The 15,289-nt window shown below is 46.6% G+C and carries 15 protein-coding genes; 7 read left to right on the top strand and 8 right to left on the bottom strand.

Going from position 1 to position 15,289, the window contains the following annotated elements; genetic code table 11:
* Positions 1-33: 33 nt before the first annotated feature.
* Entirely contained in the window at positions 34-645 is a 612-nt protein-coding gene (locus VT06_RS13785; RefSeq protein WP_046554905.1) for a DUF5610 domain-containing protein, read from the top strand.
* Here VT06_RS13785 and VT06_RS13780 read toward each other — a convergent pair.
* Positions 642-1,937, bottom strand: coding sequence for a hemolysin family protein (locus VT06_RS13780; protein ID WP_046554904.1), 1,296 nt, complete (start codon positions 1,935-1,937; stop codon positions 642-644). The genes VT06_RS13785 and VT06_RS13780 overlap by 4 nt on opposite strands.
* A gap of 200 nt (positions 1,938-2,137) precedes the next feature.
* Here VT06_RS13780 and VT06_RS13775 point away from each other — a divergent pair, with 200 nt between their 5' ends.
* The 3 genes from VT06_RS13775 to VT06_RS13765 all read left to right on the top strand — a co-directional run bounded on the left by VT06_RS13775 (position 2,138) and on the right by VT06_RS13765 (position 6,668).
* Positions 2,138-4,243 (top strand): GGDEF domain-containing protein, encoded by a 2,106-nt coding sequence (locus VT06_RS13775; RefSeq protein ID WP_046554903.1) that lies wholly within the window; start codon positions 2,138-2,140, stop codon positions 4,241-4,243.
* Positions 4,244-4,317: 74 nt separating this feature from the next.
* Positions 4,318-6,207: a propionyl-CoA synthetase gene (locus tag VT06_RS13770; RefSeq protein WP_046554902.1), complete on the top strand. Its 1,890-nt coding sequence runs from the start codon at positions 4,318-4,320 to the stop codon at positions 6,205-6,207.
* A 137-nt stretch (positions 6,208-6,344) separates the two neighbouring features.
* Complete coding sequence (locus tag VT06_RS13765; protein WP_046554901.1) at positions 6,345-6,668, top strand: DUF6170 family protein; 324 nt, start codon at positions 6,345-6,347, stop codon at positions 6,666-6,668.
* Positions 6,669-6,744: 76 nt separating this feature from the next.
* Here the strand turns inward: VT06_RS13765 and VT06_RS13760 are convergent, their stop codons facing one another.
* On the bottom strand, positions 6,745-8,202 hold the full coding sequence (locus VT06_RS13760) for a sodium-dependent transporter (protein WP_046554900.1): 1,458 nt from the start codon (positions 8,200-8,202) through the stop codon (positions 6,745-6,747).
* Between the two features lie 186 nt (positions 8,203-8,388).
* On the opposite strand from VT06_RS13760, the gene VT06_RS13755 reads away from it, so the two are divergent.
* Entirely contained in the window at positions 8,389-8,688 is a 300-nt protein-coding gene (locus VT06_RS13755; RefSeq protein ID WP_046554899.1) for a YciI family protein, read from the top strand.
* 16 nt (positions 8,689-8,704) lie between these two features.
* Positions 8,705-9,724 (top strand): UDP-glucose 4-epimerase GalE, encoded by a 1,020-nt coding sequence (gene galE / locus VT06_RS13750; protein ID WP_046554898.1) that lies wholly within the window; start codon positions 8,705-8,707, stop codon positions 9,722-9,724.
* A 16-nt stretch (positions 9,725-9,740) separates the two neighbouring features.
* On the opposite strand, the gene VT06_RS13745 is transcribed toward galE, so the two are convergent.
* From VT06_RS13745 to VT06_RS13720, 6 genes are all read right to left on the bottom strand, one after another.
* Positions 9,741-10,841 carry a hypothetical protein gene (locus VT06_RS13745; protein ID WP_046554897.1) on the bottom strand — a complete coding sequence of 367 codons (1,101 nt, stop codon included), beginning with the start codon at positions 10,839-10,841 and terminating at the stop codon, positions 9,741-9,743.
* 202 nt (positions 10,842-11,043) lie between these two features.
* A complete protein-coding gene (gene rluB / locus VT06_RS13740) occupies positions 11,044-12,024 on the bottom strand; it encodes a 23S rRNA pseudouridine(2605) synthase RluB (RefSeq protein ID WP_235357435.1) in 981 nt (326 codons plus the stop codon).
* Positions 12,024-12,608, bottom strand: a complete 585-nt coding sequence (gene scpB / locus VT06_RS13735; protein ID WP_046554896.1) for an SMC-Scp complex subunit ScpB — start codon at positions 12,606-12,608, stop codon at positions 12,024-12,026. The genes rluB and scpB overlap by 1 nt, the downstream gene beginning before the upstream one ends.
* Positions 12,608-13,429, bottom strand: a complete 822-nt coding sequence (locus VT06_RS13730) for a ScpA family protein (protein WP_046554895.1) — start codon at positions 13,427-13,429, stop codon at positions 12,608-12,610. Before VT06_RS13730 ends, scpB begins: the two co-directional genes overlap by 1 nt.
* 6 nt (positions 13,430-13,435) lie before the next feature.
* Positions 13,436-14,056: an L-threonylcarbamoyladenylate synthase gene (locus VT06_RS13725; RefSeq protein ID WP_046554894.1), complete on the bottom strand. Its 621-nt coding sequence runs from the start codon at positions 14,054-14,056 to the stop codon at positions 13,436-13,438.
* Between the two features lie 39 nt (positions 14,057-14,095).
* Positions 14,096-14,956, bottom strand: coding sequence for a PHP domain-containing protein (locus VT06_RS13720; RefSeq protein WP_046554893.1), 861 nt, complete (start codon positions 14,954-14,956; stop codon positions 14,096-14,098).
* 117 nt (positions 14,957-15,073) lie between these two features.
* Between VT06_RS13720 and VT06_RS13715 the strand changes: the two genes are divergently transcribed.
* Positions 15,074-15,265, top strand: a complete 192-nt coding sequence (locus tag VT06_RS13715) for a DUF6435 family protein (protein ID WP_046554892.1) — start codon at positions 15,074-15,076, stop codon at positions 15,263-15,265.
* Positions 15,266-15,289 lie beyond the last annotated feature (24 nt).

Here is a 15,289-nt window from a genome sequence, read left to right as displayed (position 1 = left end):
CTAAACCCCATTAAACCGTAAGAGGTGACCTTTATGGCTATTACTTCCAGTAATAACGCGGCACAAATTGGCAGTACGCCACAAGCTAAACAGCCGGTTAAAACAGATGAAAACCGAACAGCTGACAATAAGAGCATTGATAATAAAGGTATCGAAAATAGTGCTGCTAAAGCCAAGCAAGCCCAAAATGTGGCCATTTTAAAAGCGAATGAGCAAGTGTCGCTTAGCAGTAATAACGACTCGTTAAGCTTGCTTTACAAAACAGCTTTAGAGGGCATAAACGCCGAGCTGGAACCGGTGCTGGGTGAGAATGCTGCGCAAAAAATCTATGATTCAGGTATTGATACTTCGCCAGAGGCTACAGCTGATCGCATTGTGGCTTTTGCTACTGGTTTTTACAGCCGCTATAAAGAACTTAATCCAGGACGCTCCGAACAACAACAGCTAGACAGTTTTTTATCGGTTATTGGCAGTGGTATTGAAAAAGGCTTTGCCGATGCCAAAGATATCCTAAAAGGCTTAAAAGTGTTGGAAGGCGAAGTGGCTGACGGCGTTGATCAAACTTACAGCAAAGTAATGGCCGGGCTGGATAGCTTCCGGCAAAAAATGTTAGAACTGGCTGAACAAACGGCGTTATCTGGTTAAGTTTCCAGGTTTTCTACCCGAGTTACCAATAGCTGGTCTATTTTATAGCTGTCGATATCAACGACTTCAAATTTATAGCCAAAATGTAGCACAAAATCGGTGCGTTTGGGTATTTTACGCAATGAAAACATCATAAAACCGGCAATGGTTTCATAATTTTCTGGGTTAGGAAAGCTGCTAATATCCAGCACCCGCATCACATCAGCCAACGGCGTTAATCCTTCTACCAGCCAGGAATTAGCGTCACGCTTCACTATTTGTTCTTCTTCAGAGCTTACCAGCTCACCCATAACAATACTCATTACGTCTTTTAAGGTAATAATGCCGACCACTAAGGCATATTCGTTCATAATAATTGCAAAATCTACCCCGGTAGACTTAAAGTGTGCCAGCGCTTCGTACAGCGACAACGTATCCGGAATAATCAGTGGCGAGCGCACTATGCCTTCTTTTTTTAACGAGATTGGCTGATCATGCAACACCTGCATCAAAATATCGCGGGTATCAACATAGCCTACCACCCGATCAAGCACCTCGTTACACACAATAAATTTAGCATGCGGATGTTCAGCAATTTTGGCTTTAATGTTGTCTTGTGATTCGTTATTAGTAAAAAAAATCAGGCTTTCCCGTGCGGTCATGGCCGAGGTCACGGTACGTGACTCCATATCAAACACATTTTCCAGCAACTGATGTTCGTGTTGTTGTAATATCCCGGCCTGCGCACCGGCATCCATCATCGCCATAATATCGTCAGGCGTTATATCGTCTTTACGCATCGTTGGCACATTAAACAAACTAAAACATAAATTCGCTAAACCATTGAACAACCAGACCAACGGTTTTAACAACACAATTAATAACGACATTGGCCGGACAATTTTCACCGCAATTTTTTCTGGCGCAATCATCGCCAGCCGCTTGGGCATAAGATCAGCAAACAAAATAAATAGCGAGGTAACAAAAAAAACAGATAAAATAAAGGCCGCAGCAGGCACCCAGCTAGCGTTAGTAAATACCGCCAGCAGTGACGAAAAGTAAGGAGTAAAAGCTGACTCACCCAAAATACCGCCTAAAATAGCTACCGCATTTAAACCAATTTGTACTACCGTGAAAAAATTACCCGGATGCTCCTGCAGCATTAAGACCTTTTCAGCACTGACATCGCCCTGCGTCGCCATCATCCTTAAACGCATTTTTCGTGACGCCGCTAACGCTATCTCAGAGACAGAAAAAAACGAACTAGCCGCCACTAACAACAACATAATAAACAGGTATTCGAGGGTACTCATAACACTTCCACACTAAACCGCTGGCAAAACATAGCCCGCGGTTTTATTAAGATGAGCGTTATTATAGCGTTAATTAGTGGCTAATTACCCTAAGCAGCTGAAAATATTCAGACAGTAAGCTTATTTCAGTGTGGTTTTAAGCTGTAATTGTTGGCTAAATACGCTATCTTCTTAGTTATTGTTTTATCTGGAACTGGCCAATGTTTCTGCTTTTTGTCCCAAATCGCTTTGCTTTTACCCGGCAGATGGGCGCAGCTATACTGCTGCTTAATCTTTTACTCAGCCCGGCTGTTGCACAACTACAAACAAGCGAGCCGTTAGAGCAACAACTGGATCAGTATCTGGTTACTACTTTTGATGATACTGCTGCAGCAGATATATTTATAAATTCATTATTCGAACGCTATTATGTTAACGCAACCACGGACATTGCTTTTGCCAGCAAAGTTCGCTTACTGTCATATCAAGCCAGCGCATTTTTGTACCAACAGCAACAACAACAGGCTGACAACGTACTAACTGAGTTACTGGCGCTCTTAGATCAAAGCAACGACGCTGATGCCCTGAGTGAAATTTATGCTACCGAAATTGAATTTTTAGTTTATCAGCGAGAGCTGACAGCAGCAGTACTAAAGGCTGATCGGTTAGAGTTAATTGTTAAACAAGCCAACACGCCGCGGGTTCGTTATTATGCCCATAACTTACTAGGCCGGCTGCTTCGGGCAGATAGTCAGTATGAACAAGCTCTGCAACATTTTACCGATGCTCTGGATGCGGTTATTGAGACTGATGATCAATTTACCCTGCGCCGCCGCTCCTTTTTAAATTACGCTATCGCTCAGGTTTATACCGATTTAAAAAAATGGCCGGAAGCAAAAACGCTTATCGATCAGCTTATTGTTGATGCTCAAAAATATCAGTTTCAACAGTTTCTACCTGATCTTTATTTAATGCAGGGCTTTATTACTGCTGAACAACAGGATTTCACTGCCGCTATTTTGAGCAATACACTCGGCATTGCCGCAGCGCAAGCCAATAACCAACCTGATATTGAACTGACGTTTCAAAATAACCTTGGTTCTATTTACATGGAGCAGGAAAATTATAGCGCGGCTAAACAAACCTTGCGGCTAGCGGCGACTAAAGCAGAACAACTTAACAACAACTTTATCAGCCATTCCATCGACTTTAATCTGGGTTATATTGCCGTTATGGAAGGCAACTATGACGATGGCCTTAGTGCCATGCTAACCGAGTTAGATTTTTTTAAAAATAACGACAGCAAAGCACAATTTGAACCTACCTTAGGCTGGTTAGCCCGAGCTTATGGCAAAGCCGGCAAGTTTCAGTTACAAGCAGCAACACTGCAGCAACAGTTAACATTACGCGCAGAAATTCTGACCAGTGAACGAGAACAAAGCGTTCTTGAGCTGCAAAACCGTTACGATACTAAAGCTAAAAGCCAGTTAATTACTATTTTAGAGCAGGAAAATAACTTAAAAGCACAGTTGTTGGATAATCAGAAACTGCAGCAGCAACTGACAGGCTTATTTGCCTTGGTGCTTATTTTTGCCGCTATTTTGCTGTACCAGCTTTACCGTAAAGTGCGCCTGTCTAACCGTAAATTACGCGAAGCCAATAAGCAATTAGAGTTCCAGTCGCTGCGCGACCCGCTTACCGGTTTATTTAATCGCCGCGCCCTGCAAGAACATATGCAGCGCCGGGATAAGTTTGGCCGGCGTCAAACTGATGCGAATGAAAAAGCGAATGCCTTTCTGCTATTAGATATTGATTTTTTTAAAAAAATTAATGATAACAATGGCCACGCTGCCGGCGATGAGGTACTAAAACAACTGAGTGACCGCTTAAGCAAAGTATGCCGCGAGCATGACTTAGTGATCCGCTGGGGCGGTGAAGAATTTTTACTGTATCTGGATAATATCGCGCCAGAACAAGTGACTGGCTTTTGTCAGCGGATCCTCGAGGTTATAGCCGGCGAGCCGGTGCCATGCGATAACAAGCTGATTACCGTCAGTGCCAGCGGCGGTTTTATTCATTTGCCGTTCGCTGGAATTGATGAAGCCGAACTTAACTGGGAGCGGGCGCTGCAAATTGCGGATATGGCACTATATTTAAGTAAGGTAAATGGCCGTAATCAGGTATATGCCATTACCGGGCTACGCTGCGATTATGACGCTGCCCGCCAACCACTTACCGATGATTTACAAGGTGCCATTCGGCAAAATATGGTTGATTATATTACGATCAAAGGCCCAGCGTTGACGAATAAGAACGCCGCAGAATAGTAGCCATAAGTCTAAGTGGCAAACCGGGCGTTTTTCTGTACATTAAGGGAAACGTTCGCCACAAGGATCTTCGCATGTCTTATCACACAGAGTACCAAGCCGCCTGTCAACAGCCCGAACAATTTTGGGCTGACAAAGCAAGCAAGCTTGCCTGGTACAAAAAACCGCAGCAAATACTGCAAACTGACGGCGAGCAATATCAATGGTTTGCCGATGGCGAGCTGAACACCGCCTATCTGGCACTGGACTATCATGTTGAGCAAGGCCGGGGCGGGCAAACGGCGCTTATTTATGACTCACCGGTTACTGGCAGTCGCCAACAATTTAGCTATCAGCAATTAACTAATGAGGTGGCATTATTTGCTGGTGTCTTAAAAGCGCATGGGGTTATGAAAGGCGATCGGGTCATTATCTATATGCCGATGATCCCACAAGCCGTTATTGCCATGTTAGCAGTGGCCAGGTTAGGCGCCGTGCACTCGGTGGTATTTGGCGGTTTTGCCGCCCATGAACTGGCCGTGCGTATTGATGATGCCAGCCCCAAAGTCATTGTGTCGGCTTCTTGTGGTATTGAGATAAACCGACTTATTGCTTACAAACCACTGTTGGATAATGCGCTGACGATGGCCAAGCACCAACCCGACAGCTGTATTATCTGGCAACGACCACAATTACTGGCTGATTTAACCACCGGCCGTGATTACGACTGGCAACAATTGCTGCAGACTGCCGAGCCTGCAGCTTGCGTAACGGTTAAAAGCACCGATCCGCTGTATATTTTATACACCTCAGGTACTACCGGTAAACCCAAGGGAGTAGTGCGTGATAACGGCGGCCATGCGGTAGCATTGCATTACAGTATGCAGGCTATTTACGGTATGCAACCCGGTGAGGTGTTTTGGGCAGCCTCTGATGTTGGCTGGGTGGTAGGACACTCTTATATCGTCTATGGCCCGTTACTGGCTGGCTGCACCAGCGTATTATATGAAGGCAAACCCGTTTACACTCCTGATGCCGGTGCGTTTTGGCGGGTGTGTGCCGACTATAAAGTAAAAGCGCTATTCGCCGCCCCGACCGCGTTTCGGGCCATTCGTAAAGAAGACCCCGATGCCACATTACTACAACATTATGACTTAAGTGCACTTGAGCGCATTTATATGGCGGGTGAACGGTTAGACCCTGCGACCTACGACTGGACAGTGCTGCACAGTAATAAACCCGTGGTTGACCACTGGTGGCAAACCGAGACGGGCTGGGCTATTTGTGCTAACCCTGCGGGTATCGAATTATTGCCGACTAAAGCAGGCTCTGCCACGGTGCCCGTGCCGGGTTATCAGGTGGCCATTCTTGATCATAATGGCCAAGCTATGGCAGCTAACCAACAAGGTAATATCGCCATTAAGCTACCCTTACCACCGGGTTGCCTTACCACTATCTGGCAAAGCCCTGAGCGCTATAACAGCGGCTACCTGCGCCAGTTTCCAGGCTACTACGCCAGTGGTGATGGCGGCTATATTGACGATGACGGCTACCTGTTTGTGATGGGCCGCACTGATGATGTTATCAACGTTGCCGGCCATCGTTTGTCTACCGGCGAAATGGAAGAAATTGTCGCCAGCCATCCAGCGGTAGCCGAGTGTTGCGTTATTGGCCTGGCAGATGCCTTAAAGGGCCAGCAGCCGGTGGGTTTTGTGCTACTTAAAAATGGTATCGACATCACCGAAGCCCAGTTGCAAGCCGATTTGGTGCAGCTGGTGCGCGAGCAAATTGGTGCTTTAGCTTGTTTTAAAGTTGCCTTAATCGTGCCGCGTCTTCCCAAAACCCGATCAGGTAAAATATTGCGTAAATTATTACGACAAATTGCCGATGGTGAAGAATATATCGTACCTTCTACCATTGACGACCCGGCAAGCTTGAACGAAATTGCTGGTTGTATGGCAAAGCGAGGTCTGATCTCTTTATAAAGGAGCTTTTTATAAAAAAGCTTTTTATAAAGGATAACTGCTAAAAACGCTGATCGCTTAACAGGTAATAGCTGTAAATACTGGGTATAATAGCCATATTTTTATATGCGGTTTTATTACCAGAAAGGACTTAGTAAATGTTGTACTTTAACAGCCAGAAAATTCCCGAGCTTCAGGGCCTTAACTTTTCTCAGCGGATGCAGGTAGTACGCACTGCAGCAGATAAGCTACCCACCCCAACTAAAGTAGGGTTAAACACGCTAAAATTAATTATTTTGTTTGGCTTGTTTATTCTGGTGGCCCGGGCCGATGGCTGGGCTATTGCTGGCTATGTACTATTACTGGTGATGGCCTATCCGTTGGTTACCCGGCCTATTACTTACGCGTTGTGTCAAAGCGAGTTTGCAGCAGTGCGCCGTCAGTTATTTACCCAAAAAAGTAGCGACCAGGCTAACGATTAAGCGCCCTACTACTCTAGCCAAAAAAGAGAACCCCAAAATGGGTTCTCTTTTTGCTTTAAGCACGTTATCGAAGCGGTTAGTTAAAGCCAATACGCTCGAATAACAGGGTCAATAAGTTATGCCCAAAATAAATGGTCGATACCGTATTCACAAAGATAATCGCCAGAATAGCCGGAATAAACGTACCCAGTGAAAAATTCACATACTTTTGCATTAATGAACCGGCAAAGCTGGCATTGCCCTGGCTCATTTCCGCGTCCAGATTTTGCTTTTTCCAGCGATAAATCACGAATATACACAATAATAAGCCATTTAACGGCAGTATCGTTTCATAAAACATGTCATAAATTAAATCAAAAAAGGATTTAACAATAGGCTGCCCTGTTGCATCTGCACCATAGCTGGTAATACCGCTTAGCATATCAACCCGGCCAAACGACAGCGCGCTGATAATCGCCAACACCACCATAGCACTACCCAGTGAATACAACGCTTTGCGCCGGCTTAAGCCCTTGCCATCCATAATGCTGGCTACAGGTACTTCAATAATCGATACCAAGGAGGTCATCGCCGCAAAAAACACCAACAAGAAGAAAAAAGAGGCAATAAAAGAAGCGCCAAAATAACCAATGTCGGTTTGCAGCGCTAAAAATATTTTCGGTAAAAACATAAAAATCATACCGATACTCGATTCCGATAACTCACTGATTTCAATATCCGGGTTAAACGAAAACGCTGCGGGTAAAATCAATAATCCCGAGCAACAAGCGACCAACAACGATAACCCTGCCACCATTTTCCCGGCCGAGACAATGTTATTGTTTTTCTGAATGTAAGAGCCGTAAGTAATTAAAATACCCATGGCCAGTGACAAGGAGAAAAATGCCTGAGCCAAGGCGCCATTTAATACCTGGCCGGTAATTTTAGTAAAATCAGGCACCAGGAAAAACTTCACGCCAAGCATAGCGTTTTCTAGGGTCAGTACATAGATTACCAGCGCTATCAACATAACAAATAATAACGGCATTAACACCGTAGTGGCTTTTTCTATCCCTCTTTTTACCCCGCCTTGCAGAATTAAAAAGGTCAGGCCAATAACTAATGCCATATAGGCAAACAACTCGTTGCTGTTTATAAACACGCCAAAACCGCTAGGATCGGCCAACTGATCAAGCTGGCCCATGATGGCTTTACCCAGGTAACCGGCAATCCACACAGTGATAACCAGGTAAAACACCCCAATCATAAAAGGGGTAATAACCGATAACCAGCCCACGGTGCGCCAGGCACGGTTCTGGCCAATTTCAGTGTAAGCACCTAATGGGTTTTGCCGGGTATGCCGGCCCAGGCTCATCTCGGCCAGCATTACCGGCAGACAGACAAAAAACACAAAAAAGGCATAAATGATTAAAAAGGCGGCACCACCATTTTTACTGGCCATTACCGGAAAAGCCACCAGGTTACCTATACCGACTGCCGAACCGGCGGCCGCCAGAATAAACCCCAGGCTGGAGCTAAATTGTTCACGTTTCATTGAATTGCAAACTCCCTGATTTTTTTTATTAGAATAGTTTTTTTGCTATTTTTATAATGTTCGCAACGCATGCTAACAGTAGGCTGCAGCAAATCCTAGCCCGACTTCACAACAAAGGCTGTGCTAATTGGTTTTGCCGGGCAGATCTGCTATCTTGCAGCGACAAACCACTAAGTGAGTTTTACCATGTTCTATATGATTTACTCTGAAGATGCGGCCAATAGTCTGGAAAACCGGCTGGCAACCCGCCCGGCGCATCTTGAACGTTTACACACCTTAAATGACGCGGGTCGCTTATTATTGGCCGGGCCGTTACCGGCAATCGACAGTAACGAGCCTGGTGGTGCCGGTTTTACTGGCTCGTTAGTGGTGGCTGAATTCACCTCGTTAGCCGATGCCAAAAGCTGGGCCGACAGTGACCCTTTTTTAGCGGCAGGTGTTTATGTGCAGTCCACCGTAAAGCCCTTTAAAAAAGTATTACCTTAAATTAGTTAGGATTGTCATGGCATACATTCTGCTTACCGGCGGCGCCGGCTATATCGGTAGCCACACCGCCCTTGCCTTACTGCGGGCTGGCTACAAGGTTATCAGCTTCGATAACTACAGTAATTCTTCCACCACGGCATTGCAGCGGGTTGAGCAGCTGGCCGGGGCTAAAGTAATTAGCATCAGTGGCGATATTCGCGACGAAGCGGCTTTGCAAACGGTATTTCGGCAGTATCCGATTAACGCCGTGGTGCATTTTGCCGGGCTAAAAGCTGTGGGAGAATCGACCAAAATGCCACTGCATTATTACGACAATAATGTTGCTGGCACCGTAACCCTATGCCGGGTAATGCGGGAGCATAAGGTTAAAAAGTTAGTGTTTAGCTCTTCGGCTACGGTGTATGGTGATGCGAAAACCGTGCCTATAGCGGAAACTGCTGCCCGCTCTGCCACTAATCCTTATGGTCAAAGTAAGTTGATGATTGAGCATATTCTGGAGGATTTAGTGCAAGCTGAACCAGACTGGAGTATTAGTGTGCTGCGCTATTTTAACCCGGTGGGTGCTGACAGCAGTGGCCAGATTGGTGAAGACCCAAACGGCATGCCCAATAACTTAATGCCATTTATCGCACAAGTGGCCGTGGGTAAACGTGCCTCGCTTAGTATATTTGGTAACGACTATGCCACCCATGACGGCACCGGCGTGCGCGATTATATTCATGTAGTTGACTTAGCCGCTGGCCATTTAAAAGCCTTGCAATACCTGAGCAAGCATCAGGGTATTGAAGCCATTAACCTCGGCACCGGCACCGGCTATAGTGTACTGGATATGGTTAAGGCCTTTAGTAAAGTGAATAACGTAGCAGTACCGTATAACATTGCACCGCGCCGCGCCGGTGATATTGCCAGCTGTTACGCTCAGCCTGATAAGGCCTTTAACTTACTGCGCTGGCAAGCAGAAAAAACCCTGGACGACATGGTACGAGACAGTTGGCGCTGGCAACGCCAAAACCCCAATGGCTATAGCAACAGCTAACTAACTACTTTAAATATTAGGGCAGCGGCATGCGCATAATGCCGCCTTTATACAAGCCAAAATACACCACCTGTTGTGTCCCTTCAGCTACTAAAATCATGCTTCGCACGCCACCAAAAAAATTACTGCCACCCGGGTACTGGTATTGCTGCCAGCTCTGCCCACCGTTATCTGTCCATTCAATAATTAACGGTTGTGGCTCAGTAAAATTTTTCGCCCAACCGGCGGTAAAAATGCGCTCGGGTGTTACCGGGTCAATCACCACATCGAAATAAAAACGGAAATCGACATCGCCTAAAATAGTTTGCCAACTCTGGCCATGGTCGTTGCTGCGAACAATGCCTCCTTCGGAGCTGACATACACCGTTTGCGGATCATCAGGCGCATAACGAATAGCTTTAATAGAGCTGGGATTAGGGAATAAATCGCTGAACAGCACCGCCTGACCACTATTTAAGTCATACTGATATAACATTCCATTTTCAATAGCACCCTGGCCGCCATACCAAAGGGTTTGGCGATCAGCCGACTGAGTTAACGCGCTTTTGGGCATGCCAAAGCCACCGAAATCGCCGTGGCTTACTTTCCAGCTTTGTCCCATATCGGTTGAGCTGGCTAACACACTAACTCCGGTGGCATAAATAATGTGTGCTACCTCGTCAAACAACAGGGCATAAATGGCTTCGTTCTCACCCGCTTGGCCAAACTGGTAGTTCACCTCATGCCAGTCACTGCCCGCATTAAAACTTTCAAACAGCAGGTAACGAGGATACCCGTCCGGAGCAAGTTGAGTACTTGATGCCAGCCAGTGTTGCTCGGTTAGCAACGCCATGGCCATAATGTCAAAATCAGTAAGTCCGGCCGCGTGCCAGTTATTTTCATTCGTTTGCCAATAAACCCCCGCATCACTGGCCGCGACTAACACGCCGCTATGCTGATACAGCTTATTGATAATTAAACCATCCAGCCCTTGAAAACTAAGACTAACCGGCGGCGGTGCCGGTGCTGGCGGTTGCTCCTGCACTGGTGGGTTGCTACTGCTACTGCCACCACAGGCGGTCACAAACAACACGCTTAAGCAAAGCCCACAAGCGATGGTAAACCCCTTAATTGTCATTGCTAACTCCATTTTGCTCAACAGTAAACCTACTGTAGCCTAATCCAACAAATTTATTGTAATTAAACGTTAACAATTAGTGTAATTAGGGTGTTTCGTATCAGCTTGCTTTCAACATTAGGCTTAGTCAGCAACTTAACAATATGACTAAACAAAAAAGGCGCCACAGCGCCTTTTTGTTAATTGAAACTTTTGTGAACTATCAGCTTTGCCCTTGTCGGGTTGGTTTTTTACCAGTGGGCTGGCGCTGGGTTGATTTACCCTTACTGGCCGGTGCGCGTTGCGGCTTGGCAGCCGGTTTAGGTTTTGGCTCAGCTTTTTTAGCCGGGGTTTTTTCGGCTATCTGATGCTTACGCACAGCCCGTTTCATACTGGCCAAGCGGCGGCGACGCTCCGTTCTGTCTTCACTTTTAACCAGCGTTTGCAGCTCTTCGCCTAAATGCACCAGCTTGCGCAGGTAGTTTACTTCATCCAGCGGGTACTCGGCATAGCCGCCGGCCGGAATATGTTTTGGCAGCAGTAAATCGCCATAACGCACCCGGATTAAACGGCTAACCACCGCACCTTGCGACTCCCACATCCGTCTTACTTCACGGTTACGGCCTTCGGTTAGCACCACATGAAACCAGCGATTAATCCCCTCGCCTGGCAGCGCTTTAATTTTCTTAAAATTCGCTTTGCCATCTTCCAGTTCCACCCCGGTTCGCAGGCGTTGGATCATGGCGTCGTTAATATCACCAAACACCCGCACCGCATATTCACGCTCTACTTCAAATTTAGGGTGCATTAAACGGTTAGCTAATTCACCGTCGGTGGTAAATAACAATAAACCGGAGGTATTAATATCTAAGCGGCCAATGGCTATCCAGCGTGCACCTTTAATGTTTGGCAAGCGCGAAAATACTGTTGGCCGGCCTTCTGGATCGGTGCGCGAACAAATTTCACCTTCTGGCTTATGGTAAGCCAGTACCCGGCAAATTTGCTGATCTTCACTAACAATATGTACCGGATGGCCGTCAACCCGCACCGCCTGCGCGCTACTAACTCTGTCGCCTAAGCCTGCCGGTTTACCGTCTACAGTAACCCGACCTTTACTGATCCAGTCTTCCATTTCCCGGCGTGAACCTACGCCGGCGCGGGCTAATACTTTATGCAGCTTTTCGCTGATAATTTTATCACTCATTAGTGTAACTCTCCTGTCATCTCGACGGTGGGAAGAAGATCGGCCGTTAACTCGGTAAATTCCGGCAATGACGGCAAATCGCTGAGGCTTTTTAAGCCAAAATAATCTAAAAATAAGGCGGTAGTAGCATATAACCCCGGCCGCCCCGGAACTTCTTTGTGGCCAACCACTTTAATCCAACCGCGGTCGAGTAAGCTGCGCATGATCTGGCTGCCAACGGCAACCCCTCGTACCGCTTCAATTTCACCGCGGGTTAACGGCTGTTTATAGGCAATAAGGGCCAAGGTTTCCAGCACCGCACGGGAATAGCGGGCGGTGCGCTCAGGCCACAATTGGGCTAAATCATCACTAAGCTCAGGTCGGGTTTGAAAGCGATAGCCGGAAGCCGTTTGCTGTAATTGAATGCCGCGGGCACTGTAATCCTGTTGCAATTGGCGAATTGTAACATCAATCCGGCCATTGCTAACACTAAAACGTTGCAGTACTGTTGCTTGTAGCTCAGCTATACTCAGTGGTTGCTCACTGGCAAAAATAGCCGCTTCAATAAGCTGTAACAGTTGAATATCATTAATTTTTTGAATCATTAGCGATTATCTCTGGCTACTTTGACATGAATTTGACCACATACTTCAACCTGAATAATTTCTACCAGTTTTTCTTTGGTCAGTTCCAGTATTGCCAGAAAACTCACTACTACGCCCTCGCGGCCTTCCGTTAACTCAAAACAATCGGCAAAGGCCAGATAACCGTGATGCTGTTGCAGTAGCGCTAAAATTCGGCTCATTCGCTCACGGGTAGATAAATGCTCACGTTTAATATGATGATGCTGAAAATCTTTAGCGCGTCGCATAATGCTTTGCAAGGCCAGCACCAGTTCGGTTAATTGCACATCGGGTAAGATCACTAAAGGGTTAAAATTATCAGCCAGTCTTGCCCGTGCACCGAAATAATCGCGCTCGTCACGCGGCAAGCTGTCTAGTTCAGTAGCGGCTTGCTTATACACTTCGTATTCCTGCAAACGCCGAATAAGTTCAGCTCGTGGATCATCTTCATCGTCTTCCGCCTGGCTATGGCGTGGCAGTAACAAACGCGATTTTATCTCGGCCAGCATCGCTGCCATCACCAGATACTCGGCTGCCAGTTCGAAATTTAAACCCTGCATTAATTCAATATATTCCATATATTGCAAGGTAATGTCATTGACCGGTAAATCGACAATATCAAACTTATGTTTACGGATTAAATACAATAAAAAGTCGAGCGGCCCCTCAAAAGCATCCAGCATTACTTCTAAGGCATCCGGCGGAATATACAAATCGTCCGGCCGCTTATGCACTGCCTCGCCGCGCACAAACGCCAGCGGCAATAGCTGCTGCACGGTTAAATTAGCCAACGATTTACTCATTAGGTGTTACAGAAATGGCGTTGCATCGCCGCGGCCTTGCCGCAGCACCACGGCGCCGTCTTCGGACAAATCGACCACCGTCGTTGGTGCTTCGCCAATAACGCCGGCATGCATAATTAAATCAACCTGGCGCTCCAACTGCGAGCGCATATCATCCGGATCAGCTTCGGCAAACTGCTGCCCCGGCAAAATTAAACTGGTAGACAATAGCGGCTCAGCTAGCTCCTGCAACAAGGCTAATGCCACTTTATGCTCCGGAATACGCAGGCCAATGGTTTTCTTTTTGTCGTTAAGTAAACGCCGCGGCACTTCTTTGGTGCCTTTTAAAATAAACGTATAAGCGCCGGGGGTATTATTTTTAATCAACCGAAATGCACTATTTTCCACGCGGGCATACACCGATAACTCCGATAAATCACGACACATCAACGTAAAATGATGATCACCACTAATTTGGCGAATTTTAGTGATCCGATCCATAGCGCTTTTATCACCAACGTGGCAACCCAAGGCATAACCACTGTCTGTGGGATACACCACGACGCCACCCTGCTTAATAATTTGCACCGCTTGTTTTAACAACCGTTGTTGCGGGTTTTCGGGATGAATATGAAAAAATTGACTCATTTTTTATTCTTCTATCATTAGTGTGCAGATTAACAGCATTTAACCCACTGCGTGGTTAAGTGCTGGCTCCAGCGCCCAGTTATGCCAAACCGGCGTAACGTCGTCAGTTAAATATAGATTTTTTCCAAGATCATTCCAGCTGGTTTGCTGATGAAAATCAGAACCAACTGAGGCCGTTAAGCCATGCAGCTGACACAACGCCCACAATTCACGTTTTTGCACCGGCGTTTGCTGCGGCGAAATAATTTCTATGGCATCGCCACCGGCACTGGCAAATTGCTCTGCCAGCCGCTTCACCCATTTAGTGGTTAATTGATATTTTAATGGGTGAGCCAATACCGCAACACCGCCGGCATTATGGATCCATTTCACAGCATCCGCCATGTCTACCCAATTGCTCGGCACATAACCTATTTTGCCGCGACCTAAATATTTTTTAAAGACATTATTCATCGAGCTGGCTTTGCCGATACTCACCAGGTGGCGGGCAAAATGTGTGCGGGTTAAGGCTGCACCATTAGCCAATGCTAACACTGCCGGCAATACATCAGCAATGTGGCTTTTCGCCAAGCGGCGCGCCATTTCTTCGGCTCGCTCCAGCCGGCGTTGCCGCTGCGATGCTAAGTGCGCTAAAAATTCCGGGCATTGCGGGTTAATATTTAGCCCAACAATATGCACTTCCAGCTCCAGCCAACGACAAGAGATTTCCACGCCATTAATTAGCGTTAGCGGCAATTGCTGGTCAATAATTGTTTGCTGCGCTAAAGCCAGGCCGGCCACGGTGTCATGGTCAGTAATTGCCAGCGCATCTACGCCACGTTCTACTGCTCGTGCAACCAGTTCTGCCGGCGATAACACCCCGTCAGAACATAGGGTATGGCTGTGTAAATCAAATTTCATTGGCACCTCTAAATAAGCGCACTATTGTCGCACAGCGCCTGCTTAACGCAAAATAAACTGAACTGGCGGCACCTTAATTGCGTAATATGAGCATCATGTCACTTTGCAGAGATAATTATGTTTAGCTTTTTAAAACCCGATCCGGTAAAAAAATTACGTAAAGCGTACGACAACAAACTTGAACAAGCTATGCATGCCCAGCGCAATGGTGACATGCGACTATTCGCCGATTTAACCGAAGAGAGCGAAAAAATGTGGCAACAACTAACCGAGCTGCAAAACTCTGTCGCCAAGCCTGTCGCAAAATAAAGCCATCTGGCCGCTTAAACGTTT

This window comes from Arsukibacterium sp. MJ3 (genome assembly GCF_000987765.1).
Taxonomy (GTDB): domain Bacteria; phylum Pseudomonadota; class Gammaproteobacteria; order Enterobacterales; family Alteromonadaceae; genus Alishewanella.
This window is presented reverse-complemented; position numbering and strand designations above follow the sequence as displayed.

Coding starts and splice junctions, on each gene's coding strand:
- VT06_RS13780 (WP_046554904.1), bottom strand. CDS start 1,937: ATGAGTACCCTCGAATACCTGTTTATTATGTTGTTGTTAGTGGCGGCT.
- VT06_RS13725 (WP_046554894.1), bottom strand. CDS start 14,056: ATGAGTCAATTTTTTCATATTCATCCCGAAAACCCGCAACAACGGTTG.
- VT06_RS13770 (WP_046554902.1), top strand. CDS start 4,318: ATGTCTTATCACACAGAGTACCAAGCCGCCTGTCAACAGCCCGAACAA.
- VT06_RS13715 (WP_046554892.1), top strand. CDS start 15,074: ATGTTTAGCTTTTTAAAACCCGATCCGGTAAAAAAATTACGTAAAGCG.
- VT06_RS13730 (WP_046554895.1), bottom strand. CDS start 13,429: ATGAGTAAATCGTTGGCTAATTTAACCGTGCAGCAGCTATTGCCGCTG.
- VT06_RS13785 (WP_046554905.1), top strand. CDS start 34: ATGGCTATTACTTCCAGTAATAACGCGGCACAAATTGGCAGTACGCCA.
- VT06_RS13755 (WP_046554899.1), top strand. CDS start 8,389: ATGTTCTATATGATTTACTCTGAAGATGCGGCCAATAGTCTGGAAAAC.
- VT06_RS13775 (WP_046554903.1), top strand. CDS start 2,138: ATGTTTCTGCTTTTTGTCCCAAATCGCTTTGCTTTTACCCGGCAGATG.
- VT06_RS13760 (WP_046554900.1), bottom strand. CDS start 8,202: ATGAAACGTGAACAATTTAGCTCCAGCCTGGGGTTTATTCTGGCGGCC.
- VT06_RS13765 (WP_046554901.1), top strand. CDS start 6,345: ATGTTGTACTTTAACAGCCAGAAAATTCCCGAGCTTCAGGGCCTTAAC.
- scpB (WP_046554896.1), bottom strand. CDS start 12,608: ATGATTCAAAAAATTAATGATATTCAACTGTTACAGCTTATTGAAGCG.
- VT06_RS13720 (WP_046554893.1), bottom strand. CDS start 14,956: ATGAAATTTGATTTACACAGCCATACCCTATGTTCTGACGGGGTGTTA.
- galE (WP_046554898.1), top strand. CDS start 8,705: ATGGCATACATTCTGCTTACCGGCGGCGCCGGCTATATCGGTAGCCAC.
- VT06_RS13745 (WP_046554897.1), bottom strand. CDS start 10,841: ATGACAATTAAGGGGTTTACCATCGCTTGTGGGCTTTGCTTAAGCGTG.
- rluB (WP_235357435.1), bottom strand. CDS start 12,024: ATGAGTGATAAAATTATCAGCGAAAAGCTGCATAAAGTATTAGCCCGC.